Source organism: Allobosea sp. P4_H5 (assembly GCF_056400825.1).
On the sequence record NZ_JBFUKM010000021.1, the window covers coordinates 1 to 18549 of the forward strand.

Below are 18549 nucleotides of genomic sequence, written 5' to 3' on the forward strand. Positions count from 1 at the left end.
CTTCTTCGGGTCGGTGACGACGGGGGTGAGCAGATGCGGAATGCCGTCATAGACCGAGAGCTCGAGCATCTTGGGATCGACCATGATCAAGCGGCACTCCTCCGGCTTCAGCCGGTAGAGGATCGACAGGATCATGGTGTTGATCGCGACCGACTTGCCCGAGCCGGTGGTGCCGGCGACGAGCAGATGCGGCATGCGGGCAAGGTCGGCGATCACCGGCTCGCCGCCGATGGTCTTGCCGAGGCACAGCGCCAGCTTGTGCTTGGTGCCCTCGAAATCCTGGCTCGCCAGCAGTTCGCGCAGGAAGACGGTCTCGCGCTTGGCGTTGGGCAGTTCGATGCCGATCGCGTTCTTGCCCTGCACCACCGCAACGCGCGCCGACACCGCGCTCATCGAGCGCGCAATGTCGTCGGCCAACGAGATCACGCGGGAGCTCTTGGTCCCAGGAGCAGGCTCAAGCTCGTACAACGTCACAACCGGGCCGGGGCGAACCTGGCTGATCTCGCCGCGCACGCCGAAATCCTCGAGCACGCCTTCCAGCAAGGTGGCGTTCTGCTCGAGAGCGTCGGTGGAGACGGTATTCGCCGGGACCTTCTTGGGTTCGGCGAGATAGGTCAGCGGCGGCAGCTCGAAGCCCTCGCAGTCAAGCAGCGAGGGTTGCGCCTCGCGCGACAGGCGCTTGCCCGGCTTGGGCGCCCGCACCGGCGCGGCGACGCGCGGCGCATTGAGATCGCGCACGTCCTGCGCCTCGAAGGGCTCGTCATCGTCATCGTAAGCCGGCCGGGCGCTCGGCGCGGCCTTTGCGGCAGCGGGGCGCACGAGCTCAGGGGCGACGACAGGGGACCGGTAGGCCTCCGGATCGCCGGTGAAGTTCGGTTCGCGGCGGACCCGGCCGGTCTGGGCCGGAACGGGCATCGCGCCCGCGCTGGCTGAGGCCGGTTGCGGCGGGCGCGGCAGGCGGCGCAGGATCGCGGCCTTCAGTGCTATGGCGCCATGGGCGACCCAGCCGATCAGGATGACCGAGAACCCGGGCTCGTCGTCGCGACGCTCCTCGCCATCGGCGAAGGGCGCATCGTCGTCCTGGTCGAGTTCGGGATCCTCGTCGGTGACGAAGCCGAAGCCGGCAGCGGCGGTGACGGAGAGGATGGCGATGCCGGCGAAGACGAAGGCGACGAGGCTGCCGAGCGCGGTGCCGCCGAGGCCGACGATGTTGCGGGTGCCTTGCAGCAGCGCGTCGCCGATCACGCCGCCCATGCCGGTCGGCAACGGCCAGCGCGGCGTCGCCGGCAGGGCGCTCGCGACCGCGGCGCTCGAGACGATGCCGACGACCCAGAGCACGAGCTTGAGGGCGCTGCGATCGAAGAGGTGGAAGCGAATCAGCCGGAGCGACCAGAGCAGCGGCGGCAACAGCAGCGCGATGACGCCAAGGCCGAGCAGCTGCATGGCGAGATCGGCGATCATCGCGCCGGGCCGGCCGAGCAGGTTGTGCACGGTGCCGCGCGTGGCGTTGTTGAGGCTGGGATCGTCGACCGACCAGGTGGCGAGGGCGACGGCGACAGCCACCATCAGCGCGAGCATCGCCATGCCGCCGATCTCGGCGGCGCGGCGCGACAGGAACTCGCGCACCGGATCGGGCAGGCGGTCGATCAGCGATGAGGAGCGTCGGATCGTGCGCATCGGGCCGTGTCTGCGGGCATCAGGAAGGCGGCGAAGGCCACCTGTCGAACCGGCAGGTTAGGAAGGTCCGGTTAAGGCCCGCTTAACCTTGCACTGCCGCCGCGGACTGTCAGCAGTCCGAGGAACGATTGGGCTGGCCAAGGCATTTTTCCGAGCAGCAACCGCAAGGAGGGCGAGATGGCCGATGGCGACGACAGGATCGCAAGAATTGCCCGGATCTGGCGCGGCCGCACCGCACCGGAAAAGGCCGATGCCTATGCCGAGTACCTGCTGGAGGTCGGCGTCCGGCCGCTGGCGAAGAAGGCGCTCGGCGCGCAGATGTTCCGCGAGGATCGGGAGACCGAGAGCGAGTTCGTGACGATCTCCTATTGGGAGAGCGTCGAGGCGATGTCGCGCTTCGCCGGGCCCGATCCGCGCAGGATCCATCACCTCGAACGCGATGCCGAATTCCTGATCGAACTGCCGGAAGCGGTGCAGATACTGGAGATCGTGTTGGGCCGCGCCGAGAGCCGCGACTGAGCGACCCAACGAAAAACCCCGGCGGTGTCCCGCCGGGGCGATGATGCGCGAGGAGTAAACCCCTGGTTCAGTCGTGATATGCGCGCTCGCCATGCTCGGCGATGTCGAGGCCCTCGCGCTCCTGGTCGGCGGGGACACGCAGCCCGATGATCACATCGACGACCTTGTAGAGGATTGCCGAGCCGACGCCGCTGAAGACGAGCGTGAACAGCACCGCCTTGAGCTGGGCCATGAAGGCCGTGCCGAACTCGTAGGTCGCGGCGACCAGCTCGCCGGGCTTGGTCGAATAGTCGGGGATGCCGGCGCCGCCGAGCGCCTGGTTGACCAGGATGCCCGTGGCCAGCGCGCCGATGATACCGCCGATGCAGTGGATGCCGAACACGTCGAGCGAGTCGTCGTAGCCGAGCGCATTCTTCACGGTCGAGCAGAAGACGAAGCAGACCGCGCCGGCGACAAGGCCGAGCAAGATCGAGCCCATCGGGCCGGCAAAGCCCGCGGCCGGGGTGACGGCGACGAGGCCGGCGACCGCGCCCGAGACCATGCCGAGCATGGAGGGCTTGCCCTTGACCGCCCATTCGACGAACAGCCAGGCGACCGCCGCCGCAGCAGTGGCGACGAAGGTGTTGATCATGGCGAGCGCGGCGGTGCCGTTGGCTTCGAGATTGGAGCCGGCGTTGAAGCCGAACCAGCCGACCCAGAGGAGAGCGGCGCCGATCAGCGTCATGGTCAGCGAATGCGGGGCCATCAGCTCCTTGCCGAAGCCGATGCGCTTGCCAATCAGGACGCAGCCGACGAGGCCCGCGATACCGGCATTGATGTGCACCACGGTGCCGCCGGCGAAGTCGAGCGCGCCCCATTTGAACAGCATGCCGGCATCGGCATTGACCGCGTCGAGCGCCGCCTGAGCCGCGGCCTTGCCGTCCGTGCCGGCCTCGGCCAGCGCCTTGGCGGCATTGCCGACCGCATCAGGCCCACCCCAGTACCAGACCATGTGGGCCATCGGGAAATAGATGAAGCTGACCCAGAGCACGATGAAGAGCAGCAGCGCCGAGAACTTCATGCGCTCGGCGAAGGCGCCGACGATGAGGGCCGGCGTGATGCAGGCGAAGGTCATCTGGAAGGCGATGTAGACATATTCCGGGATGACGACGCCGTTGGAGAAGGTCGCAGCGGTCGAGTTGCCGTCGACGCCGCGCAGGAAGGCCTTGGAGAAGCCGCCGACGAAGTCGTTGAGGCCGCCGCCATTGGTGAAGGCGAGCGAGTAGCCGAAGATGATCCACATCAGGCTGACGATGCAGACGATGGCGAAGACCTGGGTCAGCACCGAGAGCATGTTCTTGGACCGGACGAGGCCGCCATAGAACAGGGCCAGGCCGGGCACGGTCATGAGCAGGACGAGGATCGTCGAGCTCATCATGAAGGCGGTGTCGCCCTTGTTGGGCACGGGGGCGGGCGGTGCGGCCGGGGTTTGCGCCAGCGCGGCGCCGGCCATCGCGGCGAAGGCCAGCCCGACCAGCCCGGCCCGGTTAAGGGTCTTGTTGTTCATCGAAAAGCTCCTGGGATGGTCGGGGATCAGAGGGCGTCGCCGTCGGTCTCGCCGGTGCGGATGCGCACGGCCTTCTCGATCGACGAGACGAAGATCTTGCCGTCGCCGATCTGGCCAGTACGGGCGGCGGCGGTGATGGCCTCGATCACCTTGCCGACGAGATCGTCGGTGACCGCGACCTCGATCTTGATCTTCGGCAGGAAGCTCACGGCGTATTCGGCGCCGCGATAGATTTCGGTATGGCCCTTCTGGCGGCCATAGCCCTTCACTTCGGTCACGGTCAGCCCGTGCACGCCGATGGCGGTGAGCGCGTCGCGCACCTCCTCCAGCTTGAACGGCTTGATGACGGCCATCACGATCTTCATGGCTGGGTTATCCCCCGCTTGTGCGCCGCCGGACCGCGGTCCAAACGACGTCGTTGCGCCTCTCGCGCCCTTTCGAGCCAGGCGCGTCGGAGGAGACCTTTCAAGGCCCGTGCCAACCGGCGGATGTGGCGCATGAGCGGGCAATGCCGCGATTCCGCCATGATCAGGCGGCTTTCAGCGCGCTGAACTGATCAATAATTAGGCAGATGCCGTGAAAGCAGGCGGCGGTCGCTCAGGCGCGATCGGGACGCGGCCGGATCAGGCCTTCCTGGGCGACCGAGGCGACGAGATGTCCCTGTCGGTCGAAGATCAGCCCGCGCGAGAAGCCGCGCGCGCCCGAGGCCGAAGGGCTGTCCTGGGCGTAGAGCAGCCAGTCGTCGGCCTGGAAGGGGCGGTGGAACCACATGGCATGGTCGAGGCTGGCGCTCTGGACACGCCGGTCGAAGACGCTGGTGCCGTGGGCGATCAGGCTGGAATCGAGCAGCATCAGGTCGGAGGCATAGGCGAGCACGCTCTGGTGCAGCGCCGGTTCATCGGGCAGTTTCTGCGACGCCCTGACCCAGACATTGAATTTCGGCTCCCGCGGCCCATCCGCCGCGTAGCGGCTCATCTCGACGGGGCGGATCTCGATCGGCCGCTCGCGCCGGTAATAGGCGCGCACCGCCTCGGGCATATGCGGCAGCACGTCGCGTTCCATGCCGTCACGACCGGGAAGCTCCTCCGGCATCGGCACGGCGGGCATCGGCATCTGATGATCGTAGCCGGGTTCGGCGATCTGGAAGGAGACCGACATGGCGAAGATCGCCGCGTCCTTCTGCAGTGCCAGCACGCGCCGTGTCGAGAAGGAGCCGCCATCACGCAGGCGTTCGACCTCGTAGACGATCGGGATCGCCGGATCGCCCGGCAACATGAAATAAGCGTGCAGTGAATGCGGTTGCCGCTCCTCGACGGTCTTGCAGGCGGCATAAAGCGCCTGGCCGATCACCTGGCCGCCAAAGACGCGGGTCCAGCCATTGTCGGGGCTGCGACCCTGGAACCGGTTGTGTCCGAGCGGTTCGAGATCGAAGATCGAGAGCAGGGTGTTGGCGGCTGATGTCATCGGCAGGAACCGGCACGGCCCGGGCTTGCAGCCCCGGCCGGCTATGGGCAAGACGAGAAAGCATCAGCAACGAGCGACTCGGCCGCGTCAAGCGGCGCGATGCGAGGAAGGCGACAGTGCAGAGACCCGAGAATGCGAGCCAACGCATCGTCATCGCCGGCGGCGGCGTCGCCGGGCTGACGCTGGCGGTCGCGCTGAAGCAGGCGCTGGGCGAGAGCTTTGACGTGATCGTCGCCGATCCGACGCTGGCAGGCCCGCCGCGCGCCGACGATCGCGCCTATGCGGTCGCGGCGGCGGCACGCAACATGCTGGAGGCGCTCGGCATCTGGCGTCTGGCGGAAGCCACCGCGACGGCGATGACCGAGATGGTCATCACCGACAGCCGCACGCCGGATCTGGTGCGGCCGGTCTTCCTGACCTTCGACGGCGAGATCGAACCCGGCCAGCCCTTCGCCCATATGGTCGAGAATGGCGCGCTGATGGCGGCACTGCTTCAGGTCGCGCGCGCCAATGGCGTCGAATTGCGGCCCGAGGGCGTCCGTTCCGGGACGGTGGACGATGACGGGCTGATTGGAGTCGTCTTCACCGGTGGCGAAACCCTTGATGCCGCTATACTGGTCGCGGCCGACGGTGCCCGCTCGAAACTGCGCGAGCAGGCCGGCATCGGCTGGGTTGGCTGGTCCTATCCGCAATCGGGTATCGTCGCGACGATCGGCCATGAGCGGCCGCATGACGGGCGGGCGGTCGAGCACTTCCTGCCGTCGGGTCCTTTCGCCATCCTGCCTTTGGCCGATGGCGGCAAGCTCGGCCATCGCTCGTCGATCGTCTGGACCGAGCGGAGCGAGAATGTCCCGGCCTTGCTGGCGCTGGACGAGAGCGACCTCCTGCTCGAGGTCGAGCGCCGTTTCGGCCTCGAGCTCGGCGAGATCGCCGTTGAGAGCCGGCCGGGCGCCTATCCGCTTTCTTTCGGCGTGGCGCGCCGTTTCGTCGGCGACAGGCTGGCGCTGCTCGGCGACGCCGCCCATGTCATCCACCCGATCGCCGGCCAGGGCCTCAATCTCGGGCTGAAGGACGTCGCGGCCCTGGCGGAGGCGATCGTCGATGCGGCCCGGCTCGGCCTCGATGTCGGCGGTTCCGAGGTGCTCGAAGCCTATGAGAAGGGCCGGCGCTTCGACACGGTCGCGATGGGTGTCGTCACCGACGGCCTCAACCGATTGTTCTCGAACGATTCGACTCCGTTACGATTGGCGCGCGACCTCGGCCTCGGCCTGGTCGAGCGCATGCCGCGGCTGAAGCGCTTTTTCATCCGTGAGGCGGCCGGACTGGCCGGGCCGACGCCGCGGCTGCTCAAGGGCGAGATGCTGTAGGACCCAGGAATCCTTCTCCCCTCGGGGGAGAAGGTGTCTGCGAAGCAGACGGATGAGGGCGGTATGACTGGGTAAGACGCGGGCAGGTAGCGCTTGTCCTTCCCTCATCCGTCAGCGCTTCGCGCTGCCACCTTCTCCCCCGAGGGGAGAAGGGAGGGTACTACCGGCACTACCCCTCCAGCTGGCGCGCCTCTTCCGGCAGCATGATCGGGATGCCGTCGCGGATCGGATAGGCGAGCTTGGCGGCGCGGCTGATCAGCTCCTGGCGTGCGGCGTCGTATTCCAGCGTCGCCTTGCTGACCGGGCAGACGAGGATCTCCAGCAGCTTCGGGTCGATCCGGGTCGCGGCCGTGCCGTCCTCTTCGGGATTCATCGTCACAGTCTCTCCTCAGGTCGCCGCGCACTGCTCGGGCCGCGGCGACCAATGTCCTGATAGCCGGCCTCAGCGGCGCGGCAGATCGGCCAGCATTCCGGCCGCCACCATCAGCTTTGGCAGGGAGAGGCCCGACATGGCAATGGCCGAGACGGTGGCGCGAGTGCGCTCGGCATCGGCGCCGCGCTCCGCCAGCCAGTCCTTCAGCGCGTCCGGGCCGGAGTTGCCGGTCGCGATCTCCTGCGTCAGCCCGGCATGGCCATCGGTCAGGGTCTCGACCGCGCGCTGGCGGGCGAGGCGCTCGTAATCGTCGGTCGCCGGGACGGCTGCGGCAGCTGATCTTAGCGTCGAGAAGCCGAAGACCGAATCGGTGCCGAAATGAATCCGGGCGACCTCGACGATATCGCGCTTGGTCCGGCTGGCGATGTCGACGATGTCGGTCGCCTCGGCAAGCCAGGGCAGGCTGGCGACGCGGATCGCCAGCGCTTCCGGCACGCCCTCGGCCGTCAGTGCGGCGATGCGAGCATTGCGCGCCTGGGCGGCCGCTTCGGGCAGCAATTCGCCGAGTGCGCGCTCCAGCGCCGCAACGCCCTTGGCATAATGCGCCACGGTCTGCTCGATTGCGCCGGGCTTGGCGACGCCGCGGCGGAGGAACCAGCGCATCCGGTCGACGACCAGCTCCTGCGCGGCGGCATAGAGCCCGGTCTGGGTCTTGCCCGGCAGCTTGGCGTCGAGCGCGTCGATGGCGCCGTTCAGCGTGATCAGGTCAAAGGCATCGCGGGCGACGGCATAGGCCGCCGCGATCGCCGGTGCCTCGGCGCGGGTCTGGTCGGCCAGCATCGAGACGATGGCCGGGCCACCGCGGTTGATGATGGCGTTGGCGAGCTGGGTCGCGACGATCTCGCGGCGCAGCCTGTGGCCGGCGATCTCCTTGCCATAGCCCTCGCGCAGGGGCTGGGGGAAATAGCGGACGAGCTCGCTCTTCAGATAGGGGTCGTCGGGAATCGCCGATTCGAGCAGCGCGTCGTGCAGGGCGAGCTTGGCATAGGCGATAAGCACGGCGAGCTCAGGCCGGGTCAGGCCCTCGCCGCGCTTCTCGCGCTCGATCAGCACGGCGTCCGAGGGCAGGTACTCGACGCCGCGGTCGAGTCGGCCGTCCTCCTCCAGCCGAACCATCAGCCGGCGCAGATGCGGGCTCGCCTGGATGCCCTGCGCCTCGGTCAGCGAGAGCGCCAGCGTCTGCAGGTAGTTGTTGCGCAGGACGAGCAGGCCGACCTCGTCGGTCATCTCAGCGAGCAAAGCGTTGCGCTTCTTCTCGGGCAGGCGGCCGTCGCGAACGGGGTCGGCCAGCGCGATCTTGATGTTGACCTCGACGTCGGAGGTGTTGACGCCGGCCGAGTTGTCGATCGCGTCGGTGTTGAGGCGCACGCCGTTGCGGGCCGCCTCGATACGGCCGCGCTGGGTGCTGCCCAGATTAGCGCCCTCGCCGATCACCTTGGCCCGCAGGTCGGAGCCGGTGATGCGGATCGTGTCATTGGCGCGGTCGCCGACCTGGGCGTCGCTCTCGTCGCTGGCGCGGACATAGGTACCGATGCCGCCGAACCAGAGCAGGTCAACCGGCGCCTTCAGGATCGCGGTCATCAATTCGGCCGGGGTGACCTGCGCCTTGTCGAAGCCGATAGCCTGCCGGATCTCGGGCGAGAGCGCGATGCTCTTGGCCTGACGCGAGAAGATGCCGCCGCCCTTCGAGATCAGCGACTTGTCGTAATCGGCCCAGGACGAGCGCGGCAAAGCGAAGATGCKCTGGCGCTCGGCCAGACTCTTGGCTGAATCCGGGTCGGGATCGAGGAAGATGTCGCGATGATCGAAGGCGGCGACGAGCCTGATCGCCGGCGAGAGCAGCATGCCGTTGCCGAAGACGTCGCCGGACATGTCGCCGACGCCGGCCACGGTGAAGGGGGTGGTCTGGATGTCGACGTCGATCTCGCGGAAATGGCGCTTCACCGCTTCCCAGGCGCCGCGGGCGGTGATGCCCATGCCCTTGTGATCGTAACCCTGCGAGCCGCCGGAGGCGAAGGCGTCGCCGAGCCAGTGATGCTTCTCGGCCGAGAGCGCATTGGCGGTGTCGGAGAAGGTCGCCGTGCCCTTGTCGGCGGCGACGACGAGATAGGGATCGTCGCCGTCATGACGGACAGTGTCGGGCGGTGGCAGGATCTTCTCGCCGTCGAGATTGTCGGTGAGCTCAAGCAGGGTGCGAATGAAGATGCGGTAGCTCTCGGTGCCTTCGGCTAGCCAGGCGGCGCGATCGGAGGCCGGCGGCAATTGCTTGGGCACGAAGCCGCCCTTGGCACCGACCGGAACGATGACAGCGTTCTTGACCTGCTGGGCCTTGACCAGCCCGAGCACCTCGGTGCGGAAATCCTGCGGCCGGTCCGACCAGCGCAGGCCACCGCGCGCGACCTTGCCGAAACGCATATGAATGCCCTCGACGCGCGGAGAATAGACGAAGATCTCGTAGAGCGGCCGCGGCAGCGGCATGCCGTCGACCTGGCCGGAGGCGAGCTTGAACGAGATCGTACTGCGCGGATGCCCGTCGGGGCCGATCTGGAAGAAGTTGGTGCGCAGCGTCGCGTCGATCAGGTTGACGAAGCGGCGCAGGATGCGGTCTTCGTCGAGGCTGGTGACGTCGGCGAGCGCGGCTTCGATGCGCTCGCGCTCGGCCTTCATCTGCTCGGCGCGCTTCTTGTCGGAGAGGTGCGGGTCGAACTTGGCGACGAAGAGCTTCACCAATCCGGTGGCGATGCCGGAATGGCGGGTCAGCGCGTCGGCGATGTAGTCCTGCGCATAGGGCGCGCCGACCTGACGCAGATAGCGGCCGAGCGCGCGCAGCAGCGCCGCCTCACGCCAGGCGAGGCCGGCGGCGAGGACGAGCTGGTCGAAGCGGTCGGATTCGGTGAGGCCGCGGAACTGCGCCATCAGCGCCGCCTCGATCGTCGGATCGAGGTTCTCGATGTCGATCTCGCCGCCGCTGGCGCGCTCCAGCGTCATGTCGTGCAACCAGACGCGGCTGTCGGCGCTGCCCCCGCCGTTCTGCTGCGGGGTGATGTTGAAGGTGCGCTCGTTGACGACGCGGAAGCCCATGTTCTCCAGCATCGGCACGCGCTCGGAGAGCGAGATCGCGGCGCCGCGCGAGAACAGCTTGAGGTTGGCTCTGGTCGGCCCGTCGCCGTCGCGGCGGTAGAGATTGACGGCGCGCGGGCGCTCATCCGACAGCTTCTGCAGCATGTCGATGTCGACCAGCGCGTCCTCTGCGGAATAACGCTCGCGATAGGCGGCGCCGAAGGCTTCGGCATAGCGCTCGGCGAGGGAACGGGCGGCGGGGCCGGCCTTCTCAGCGTCGAGCGCGTCCTTGAGGCCGTCGCTCCAGGTGCGGACGATCGCGGCGATGCCGGCTTCCAGCGTGTTGCGGTCGACCTTGGGCGTGCGGCCCTCGTCGCGGCCGATGATGTAGTGGGTGCGGGCGAGCGGGCCTTCCGGATAGGCCGGATAGCCGGCCGAGACGCGGCCCTGGTAGACACGGGCGAGGAATTCGCCGACGCGGCGGCGCACCGTGGTGTCGTAGCGGTCCTTCGGGATGAAGACGAGCGCCGAGACGAAGCGATCGAATTCGTCGGCACGGGCGAGCGCGCGAATACGCGGCCGCTCGGTCAATTGCATGATGTCGAGGGCGAAGCGCTCCAGCGTCTCGACGTCGATCTGGAAAAGCTCGTCGCGCGGGAAGGCGTCGAGCACGTTGTAGAGGGCGCGGCCGGAATAGCTCGACGGGTCGAAGCCGGTGCTCTTGAGCACGCGCGCGACCTTGAGACGCAGATAGGGAATGGCGCGAGCGCTGCCGGTATAGGCGTTCGAAGTGAGCAGGCCGACGATGCGCAATTCGCCGTCGAGCCGGCCGTCGGGCGTGAACAATTTCACACCGACATAGTCGAGATGGACGCGGCGATGGACGCGGCTCTTGACGTTGGCCTTGGTGATGATCAGCGCCTGGGGCTTGGCCAGGAAGGCGCGGATCTCCGGCGTCATCACCACCAGCTCGCGATTCTTGCGCAGGACCCGGACATCCGGGTCGCGCAGGATGCCGAGGCCGGAGGAATCGACGGGGTCGGCGGCGGTGTCGCCACCGGCGAAGCGATAGGCGCGCACGCCGAGCAGGGTGAAATTGTCGCTGGCGATCCATTCGAGGAAGTTCAGGGCCTCGGCGACCTCGTCCTCCGGCAGCGGCGGCGGATTGGCGCGATAGGACTGGATCACCTCGGTGATTCGCCCGCGCATCGCGGCCCAGTCGTCGACGGCTAGGCCGACATCGACATAGACGCGGGCAAGGCCGGCGGCGAGCCGCTCGCGGGCCTCGGCGGTGTCGATCCGGTCGAGATGGATATGGATCAGGCTCTCGCGGCGCGTGCCCTCGACCGCACGGCCCGAGGCCTCGCCGGCCAGCGACTGGAAGGTGCCATCGTCCTTGCGCACCACGGCGAGGATGGGATGGGCGACGAGGCGGGGCTCGTAGCCCTGCTCGGCGAGCTCGGCGAGGGTCGAATCGAGCAGGAACGGCTTGTTGTCGTTGACGACCTCGAGGATGGTGATCTGGCGCTCGCGCCCATCCTCCTTCACGGCCTCGTCGCGGAAGCGCAGATTGGGCTCGCCGGGCTTGCGGTTGCCGGTCAGGTGGGCGTAGGCGGCGTCGGCGGCCCGAGCCAGGAACTCCGGCGGCAGCGCGACGAGATCCTCGGCGACGGTTCGGCCATAGAGCAGCTTGGGGAAGTCTGCGGGCATCGCCGAACCGAGCTCATGGGCAGCTGCCTCGATCGCGGTGACGGCTGCAGCCGTGGCATTCGCTTCGCGCTTGGCCATAGTCTTCTTCCCCCTGCTATTTTGCCGAAGCGATGACATAGCTCACCGGCGGCTGCAACTTTCGTCGCATCGCAGCAGCCAGATTGCACCAATATGGCGCGGACACGGCAGCTTGTGCCCGATCCGCGCGGATATCAGCGTAAGGAATGCAGAGATGACGAAGAAGCATGACAAAGCGATGGTGGGTGAGCAGCCTGCGAAGCAGGACGCGCCGCCCGCCGTGATGGCGCTCTCTCTGCCGCGAGCTGAGCTTTCCGAGCCGATGCAGGCCTATTTCGCCAAATGCGAGGAGAAGCTCGGCTATGTCCCGAACGTCCTTGCCGCCTATTCCCATGACGACGCCAAGCTCCAGGCCTTCGCCACCTTCTACAATGATCTGATGCTGGCGCCGTCCGGCCTGTCGAAGCTGGAGCGCGAAATGATCGCGGTCGCGGTCTCCAGCGTGAACCGCTGCTATTACTGCCTGACGGCGCATGGCCAGGCGGTGCGCCAGCTCTCCGGTGATCCCGTGCTCGGCGAGATGATGGTGATGAACTATCGCGCCGCGCAGCTCTCGCCGCGCCATCGCGCCATGCTCGACTTCTCGGTGAAGCTGACGGAAGAGCCACACAAGATCGAGGAGGAGGATCGGCAGGCCCTGCGAGACGCTGGCTTCGGCGAGCGCGACATCTGGGACATCGGGGCGGTCGCCGCCTTCTTCAACATGTCGAACCGGATCGCCTCGGCTGTCGATATGCGGCCCAATCCCGAATATCACGGCGCGTCGCGGTAAGGATCCCGGCCAAAAGAAAACGGCCGGCGGAAACCGCCAGCCGTGAGTTGGCTTCGACTCGTTGGCCCGGCCCGCCGCAGCGCCGGAGGGGCTGGGGGGCTGACGTGTCCGGAACCGGACAGGCCGGGCCGCCGAAGCAACGAATCGGAGTTGAGCCCCGCAACGGGGCGCTCGCTTGGCGCAAGCGCGGCAAAATCATGGCAATCGCCCTGGTGCCGGAGAAGGGTGGCGGGCCTGTCATCAATCTGTCTTGCGGCACCCTTGCCAGCGCTGGAGGGCGGGCGCATCATCCCTTGCCGGGTAACGGCAGGCGATGAACAGGAGGCGCGATGAGTGAAAGCGAAACTCCGCCAGGTCAGCGAGTGGGCGCTGTCGTCGCCTTTCCGGCAGCTACCGCGCCCTCCTCTGTGACCTTCGATCGCCGTGAGCTGAACGAGCTGCTCAACCTTTATGGCCGCATGGTCGCGGCCGGTGAGTGGCGCGATTACGCCATTGATTTCCTGCGCAACAAGGCACAATTCTCGGTTTTTCGCCGCACGGCCGAGGTCCCACTCTACCGGATCGTCAAGGACCCGTCGCTGGCGCGGCGACAGGGTACCTATTCGGTGGTGACCGCGACCGGGCTGATCCTGAAGCGCGGCGCCGAACTGAGCCGAGTGCTCAAGGTGCTCGACAAGCGGTTGAGCGTGGTGAGCTGAGACCGCCACACATTGGCTGGCCCAAAAAGAAAAACCCCGGCCTTGCGGCCGGGGTTTCGTGTTTTCAGGCTGTTGCCCTGATCACTCCTGCTTGGAGCCGAAGAGCGAGAGCAGCATCTGGAACATGTTGACGAAGTTCAGGTAGAGCGACAGGGCGCCGTTCACCGAGAGCTTCGCGGCCGACTCGGAGTCCATGTCCGAGTACAGGTACATTTCCTTCAGGCGCTGCGTATCCCAGGCGGTCAGGCCGGCGAAGACCAGCACGCCGATCACCGAGATGGCGAAGGAGAGCGCGCTCGAGGCCAGGAAGATGTTGACCACCGAGGCGATCACCAGGCCGATCAGGCCCATGATCAGAAACGAGCCGATGCCCGACAGCGACTTCTTCGTGGTGTAGCCGAACAGGCTGAGGCCGGCGAAGGAGGCCGCGGTGATGAAGAACACCTTGGCGATTGATTCACCGGTGAAGACCACGAAGATCGACGACAGCGAGATGCCCATCACCGCCGCGAAGGCGAAGAACATGGCGCGCGCGGTCGACGAGCTCATGCTCTCGGCCTTGAACGAGAAGAAGAAGATGAAGGCCAGCGGCGCCAGCATCACCACCCACTTCAGCGGGCTGAGGTACAGCGCCTGGCCGAGCGGCGTCAGCGCGGTGACCTTGCCCGAAGGCGAGTAGCCGGCAATCGCCAGCATCGAGATGCCGATCGCCATCAGGCCGGTGATGGCCAGGCCGATGCTCATGTTGTTGTAGACGCCGAGCATGAACGAGCGCAGGCCCTGGTCCATCTCGACGGCGCTGGTCTGCTGGGCGCGGCCGGTGCCCCAGACCTGAGCGTTGCGATCGAAATCGCTCATGGAGAGAGTTCCCCTTGAAACTTTGCCTGGCGGACATCGCCCTTGCGACACCCACCGCCGCGCACCAACGTGGCGACATCACGAAATATGAGGGGGATCGCGCAGGCTTACAAGGGGGCCGAATGGTTAGCGGGGCGCTCGGCATAGAAATTCGTCGCCCAGTCGATGCAACATTACGCTCTGTTCATGTTTATGTCCGACCGGCTTGAGTCAGACCTCATAAATTCCTCAGATGAGAAGCGGGCGCTTTCGACAGTATCTGCAGCGTTCCGATCAATCCGAACACGACGGTGACCACGACGGCTGCAGTCGCAGCGATAATAGCGCCTGTCGGGTCAGGGACGAAATCTATCTTCATCACTTGCGTGACGACCCCCCAGCCCGCGACGGCACCTGCCAGGAGCCCGAACAGGGCAGACACGACACCGATGCCTGCGTATTCGAGGATGTACGACGAAAGTATGAAACGGCGAGTCGCGCCGAGCGTCTTCAGGATCATCGCGTCATAGAGCCGCGCCCTCTGTCCGGCCGCCAGAGCGCCCGCGAGGACCAGCAGGCTCGCGGTGATGGCAAGGCCCGAGGCACCGCGAATCGCGCCGGCGAGCTGGCTGACGATGGTGTTGACCGCCTCCAGCGCGTCCTTAACCCGGACCGCCGTCACGGCCGGGAAGGCGATGGCGAGCTGGCGCATCAGCGCGGCGTCGCTGGCCACAGGCGCCGCGCCCTTGTCGGTGACGGTGGCGAGGTTGGTGTGCGGCGCGCCGGCGAAGGTGTTGGGCGAGAACACCATGACGAAGTTGATACCGAGCGAGCGCCATTCGATGTCACGGAAATTGGCGATGCGCGCGGTGATGTTGCGGCCGAGCACGTTGACGGTCAGCTTGTCGCCGAGCTTGAGGCCGAGCCCTTCGACGGCACGGGCGTCGAAGGAAACCAGCGGCTCGCCGCGATAGTTGTCCGGCCACCACTCGCCCGAGGCGAGCCTGGAGGCCTCGGGCACGGCGGCGGAATAGGTGATGCCACGGTCGCCCTCAAGCACCCAGGCCATCTGCTCGCTCGCCTTGATCTGCTCGGCGGGGACGTCGTTCACGCTGACGATGCGCCCGCGCATCATCGGCACGCGCTCGACATGGGCGTTGGGGCGTTGCTCGGCGAGGAAGCGGTCGAAAGCGGCGGCCTGGGCGTTGGGGATGTCGAGGAAGAAGAAGCTCGGTGCCTTCTGCGGCAGCGATTGAGTCAATTGCCTGGTCAGGCTGACGTCGATGAAGGCGAGCGTCGAGAGCAGGGCGACGCCAAGCCCGAGCGAGAGCACCAAGGAGGGGGTCAGCGCGCCGGGGCGATAGATATTGGCGAGCGCCAGGCGTAGCGCCGGCTGCCGGGGGCGCCCGGCGCGGCGGGCCAGCGCCATCAGCCCCCAGGCGATCAGCCGCAATAGCAGGAAGATACCGGTGGCGGCGCCGATATAGATCAGCGCGATGCGCCGGTCATAGGCGAAGACGAGCGCGACGCCGACGAGGCCGGCAAGCGCGGCCAGGAAAATCGCCCGATAGAACCAGCGCGGCTGGCGCCGATCGGGTTCGATCTGGTCGCGGAACAGCGCCGAGACAGGAACGTCATGGGCGCGACCGAGCGGGATGATGGCGAAGACCAGCGCGGTCAGCAGCCCGTAGAGCGCAGCGATGGCGAGCTCGATCGGGGCGAGCGTCGGCTCGAAGGGCAGCGGCAGGACGTCGGCGAGCATATAGCCAAGCGCAAAAGGCGCGGCGGCGCCGAGCGCGAGCCCGATCGCGATGCCGAAGCCGGCGACGAGCATGACCTCGGTCAGATGGATGGCGACGACCCGGCCGCCGGTCGCGCCGATCGCCTTCAGCGTGGCAAAGTCGAGCCGCTTGGCCTCGACGAAGCGGCGCACCGCATTGGCGACGCCGACGCCACCGACGAGGAGCGCGGTCAGTCCGACCAGGGTCAGGAACTGGGTGAAGCGCTCGATATTGCGTTGGAAATTCGGGGCGGCGTTGGCGCGCGAGCGGACTTCCCAGCCCGCATTCGGCTGTTCGCGGGCGGCGTTGGCCAGGAGGGCATCGAGCGCGGCGTCGGTATTGGCGCCATCGGGCAAGATGACCCGAGCGGTCCAGCGCACCAGGCTGCCGGGCTGCAGCAGCTCGGACGCCCGCAGCGCGTCCTGCGAGAGGATCAGGCGCGGGCCGAAGCCGACGCCGGCGGCGATCTTGTCCGGCTCGGAGGTCAGGCTGGCGCGGAGTTGCACCCGCGCCGAGCCGATCAGCACGGTGTCGCCGGGCTTGAGATCGAGCCGGCCGAACAGGACGGGATCGGCGATGCCGCCATAGGCGCCGTCGCGCAAGGCAAGCAGATCGGCCGCCGGCTGGGCGGGATCGGTGCGTAGTTCGCCGATGCTGGGATAGGAGCCGTCGACGGCCTTGAGCTCGACCAGGGCTGCGCCCTTCTCGCCGGCATTGGCCATGCTGCGCAGGGTCGCGATGGTCGAGACGCGGCCATGGCGGGCGAGGAAGGCGTGTTCCTCGGCGGTCGGCTCGCGATGGATCAGGCTGAAGGCGGCATCGCCACCGAGGATGCGCCGGCCTTCGCGGCCGAGGCCTTCGCTCAGGCCGCGCGAGGCCGAGGACACGGCGGCGATCGCCATGACGCCGAGCGCCAGGCAGGCGATGAAGACGCCGAAGCCACGCAGGCCGCCGCGCAGATCGCGCCAGGCGAGGCGCAAGGCGAGCTTCAGGCCGACGGGGCGGCGCGAGGAGCTCGAAGGGGCGGGCGACGGTTTGACGGGGGCGTGCATCTCAGATCGCCAGCGCCTCGGTGCCGGCTTCGGTCTCGATCCGCCCGGCACGCAGGCGGACGGTGCGGTCGCAGCTGCCGGCGAGCGAGAGATCATGGGTGACCAGCACGAGAGTGGCGCCGCGCTCGCGCCGGAGCGCGAAGATCAGGTCGACGATCGAGCGGCCGGTGCTCTCGTCGAGATTGCCGGTCGGCTCGTCGGCGACGAGGATTGCCGGGTCGGGAGCGACGGCGCGGGCGATGGCGACGCGCTGCTGCTCGCCGCCGGAAAGCTGGGCCGGGTAGTGGTCCATGCGCTCGCCAAGGCCGACATTGCGCAGTTCGGCTGCGGCGCGCTCGAAAGCGTCGTCCGCGCCGGCAAGCTCCAGCGGCAGCGCGACGTTCTCGCGCGCCGTCATGGTCGGGACGAGATGGAAGGACTGGAAGACGATGCCGATATGGCGGCCGCGGAAGAGGGCGAGCGCGTCCTCACCGAGCGCGCCGAGATCCTGGCCAGCGACCTTCACCAGCCCGGAATCGGGCCGCTCCAGCCCGGCCATGGTCATCAGCAGCGTCGACTTGCCGGAGCCGGAGGGGCCGACGAGGCCGGTGGCCTGTCCCTGGGGAATCGCCAGCGAGACGCCCTTGAGGATATGGACGCGGGCGGCGCCGCGCCCCAGACTGAGCTCGACATCGCTCAGTTCAATCACCGCCGGGGTTCCTTCGCTCACCGCCATGTTTCCGCTTTCATCCCATCCGATGTCGCCGCTTCGACTGCCATTTCGAACCGAAGGGATCCGAACCGCCATGCGTCGCGCCGCCAACCGATATGGGCGCTTACTGTCACGAATCCAGCTGTCGCCACGCATTTGGGCGGTGATGCTGCTCGTCTTCGCCAGCCTGGGTTCTTTTTCGATGAACAGCTCCACCTTCGCCCAGACCAAGCCTCTCAAATTGGTCGCGCTCGGCGACAGTTTGAGCGCCGGCTATAATCTGCCCGGCAGCGCCGCCTTCCCGACGGTGCTGGAGAAGATGCTGCGCGACAAGGGGATTTCGGTCGAGATCGCCAATGCCGGCGTCTCCGGCGATACCTCGCAGGGCGGGCTGGAGCGGCTCGACTGGTCGGTGCCCGACGGGACCGATGGCGTCATCCTCGAGCTCGGCGCCAATGACGCCCTGCGCGGGGTCGATCCGGCGCTGACGGAACGATCGCTTGACGCAATCGTGACCGGGCTGAAGGCGCGGGGCATCCCGGTCCTGCTCGCCGGCATGTATGCGCCGCGCAGCAACGGCCCCGATTACGTCGCCCGCTTCGACGCGATCTATCCGAAACTCGCCGAAAAACACGGGCTCATCCTCTATCCCTTCTTTCTGGACGGGATCGCCGGGGACCGGGTATTGAACCAGCCCGACATGCTGCATCCGACGGCTGAGGGCGTGCGCGTCATCGTGCAGCGCATCCTGCCAACGGTGGAGCGGTTCCTCGCCTCCCTGCGCCTGCGCTCCTGAGCCAGGGCGCATCCTGCCATCACCCTCGTCATGCGCGGCGCGCTTCCGGTGCGTCCGCCTCCGGAGCC

Annotated in this window: 14 protein-coding genes; 5 read left to right on the forward strand and 9 right to left on the reverse strand. The window is 67.4% G+C overall.

The window, feature by feature from the left end; translation table 11 throughout:
* Nucleotides 1-1677: DNA translocase FtsK (locus tag AC1DS0_RS29295; protein ID WP_476817735.1), on the reverse strand; the 1677-nt coding region annotated here is incomplete at its 3' end.
* 177 nt (nt 1678-1854) lie between these two features.
* Here AC1DS0_RS29295 and AC1DS0_RS29300 point away from each other — a divergent pair.
* Nucleotides 1855-2196 carry an antibiotic biosynthesis monooxygenase family protein gene (locus tag AC1DS0_RS29300; protein WP_476817736.1) on the forward strand — a complete coding sequence of 114 codons (342 nt, stop codon included), beginning with the start codon at nt 1855-1857 and terminating at the stop codon, nt 2194-2196.
* A 67-nt stretch (nt 2197-2263) separates the two neighbouring features.
* Here AC1DS0_RS29300 and AC1DS0_RS29305 read toward each other — a convergent pair whose 3' ends face one another.
* The 3 genes from AC1DS0_RS29305 to tesB form a co-directional block, all read right to left on the reverse strand.
* The gene (locus AC1DS0_RS29305) at nt 2264-3742 is read right to left on the reverse strand and encodes an ammonium transporter (RefSeq protein ID WP_476817737.1); all 1479 of its coding nucleotides are present in this window, start codon (nt 3740-3742) and stop codon (nt 2264-2266) included.
* 26 nt (nt 3743-3768) lie between these two features.
* Nucleotides 3769-4107, reverse strand: coding sequence for a P-II family nitrogen regulator (locus AC1DS0_RS29310; RefSeq protein WP_091842997.1), 339 nt, complete (start codon nt 4105-4107; stop codon nt 3769-3771).
* A 232-nt stretch (nt 4108-4339) separates the two neighbouring features.
* The gene (tesB, locus tag AC1DS0_RS29315) at nt 4340-5206 is read right to left on the reverse strand and encodes an acyl-CoA thioesterase II (protein ID WP_476817738.1); all 867 of its coding nucleotides are present in this window, start codon (nt 5204-5206) and stop codon (nt 4340-4342) included.
* 116 nt (nt 5207-5322) lie between these two features.
* Here tesB and AC1DS0_RS29320 point away from each other — a divergent pair, with 116 nt between their 5' ends.
* The gene (locus tag AC1DS0_RS29320; protein ID WP_476817739.1) at nt 5323-6573 is read left to right on the forward strand and encodes a ubiquinone biosynthesis hydroxylase; all 1251 of its coding nucleotides are present in this window, start codon (nt 5323-5325) and stop codon (nt 6571-6573) included.
* 169 nt (nt 6574-6742) lie between these two features.
* Here the strand turns inward: AC1DS0_RS29320 and AC1DS0_RS29325 are convergent, their stop codons facing one another.
* Entirely contained in the window at nt 6743-6946 is a 204-nt protein-coding gene (locus AC1DS0_RS29325; protein ID WP_476817771.1) for a Trm112 family protein, read from the reverse strand.
* A gap of 69 nt (nt 6947-7015) precedes the next feature.
* Entirely contained in the window at nt 7016-11854 is a 4839-nt protein-coding gene (locus AC1DS0_RS29330; protein ID WP_476817740.1) for an NAD-glutamate dehydrogenase, read from the reverse strand.
* 178 nt (nt 11855-12032) lie between these two features.
* On the opposite strand from AC1DS0_RS29330, the gene AC1DS0_RS29335 reads away from it, so the two are divergent.
* Together AC1DS0_RS29335 and AC1DS0_RS29340 are read left to right on the forward strand one after the other, a co-directional pair.
* On the forward strand, nt 12033-12626 hold the full coding sequence (locus AC1DS0_RS29335) for a peroxidase-related enzyme (protein WP_476817772.1): 594 nt from the start codon (nt 12033-12035) through the stop codon (nt 12624-12626).
* Nucleotides 12627-12955: 329 nt separating this feature from the next.
* Nucleotides 12956-13324 (forward strand): DUF2794 domain-containing protein, encoded by a 369-nt coding sequence (locus tag AC1DS0_RS29340; RefSeq protein WP_476817741.1) that lies wholly within the window; start codon nt 12956-12958, stop codon nt 13322-13324.
* A gap of 81 nt (nt 13325-13405) precedes the next feature.
* On the opposite strand, the gene AC1DS0_RS29345 is transcribed toward AC1DS0_RS29340, so the two are convergent.
* The 3 genes from AC1DS0_RS29345 to AC1DS0_RS29355 form a co-directional block, all read right to left on the reverse strand.
* On the reverse strand, nt 13406-14182 hold the full coding sequence (locus AC1DS0_RS29345) for a Bax inhibitor-1/YccA family protein (protein ID WP_476817742.1): 777 nt from the start codon (nt 14180-14182) through the stop codon (nt 13406-13408).
* 217 nt (nt 14183-14399) lie between these two features.
* Nucleotides 14400-16994, reverse strand: a complete 2595-nt coding sequence (locus tag AC1DS0_RS29350) for an ABC transporter permease (protein ID WP_476817743.1) — start codon at nt 16992-16994, stop codon at nt 14400-14402.
* 1 nt (nt 16995) lies between these two features.
* Entirely contained in the window at nt 16996-17703 is a 708-nt protein-coding gene (locus AC1DS0_RS29355; protein ID WP_476817744.1) for an ABC transporter ATP-binding protein, read from the reverse strand.
* 184 nt (nt 17704-17887) lie between these two features.
* Here AC1DS0_RS29355 and AC1DS0_RS29360 point away from each other — a divergent pair, with 184 nt between their 5' ends.
* Nucleotides 17888-18481 carry an arylesterase gene (locus AC1DS0_RS29360; RefSeq protein ID WP_476817773.1) on the forward strand — a complete coding sequence of 198 codons (594 nt, stop codon included), beginning with the start codon at nt 17888-17890 and terminating at the stop codon, nt 18479-18481.
* Nucleotides 18482-18549: the final 68 nt, after the last annotated feature.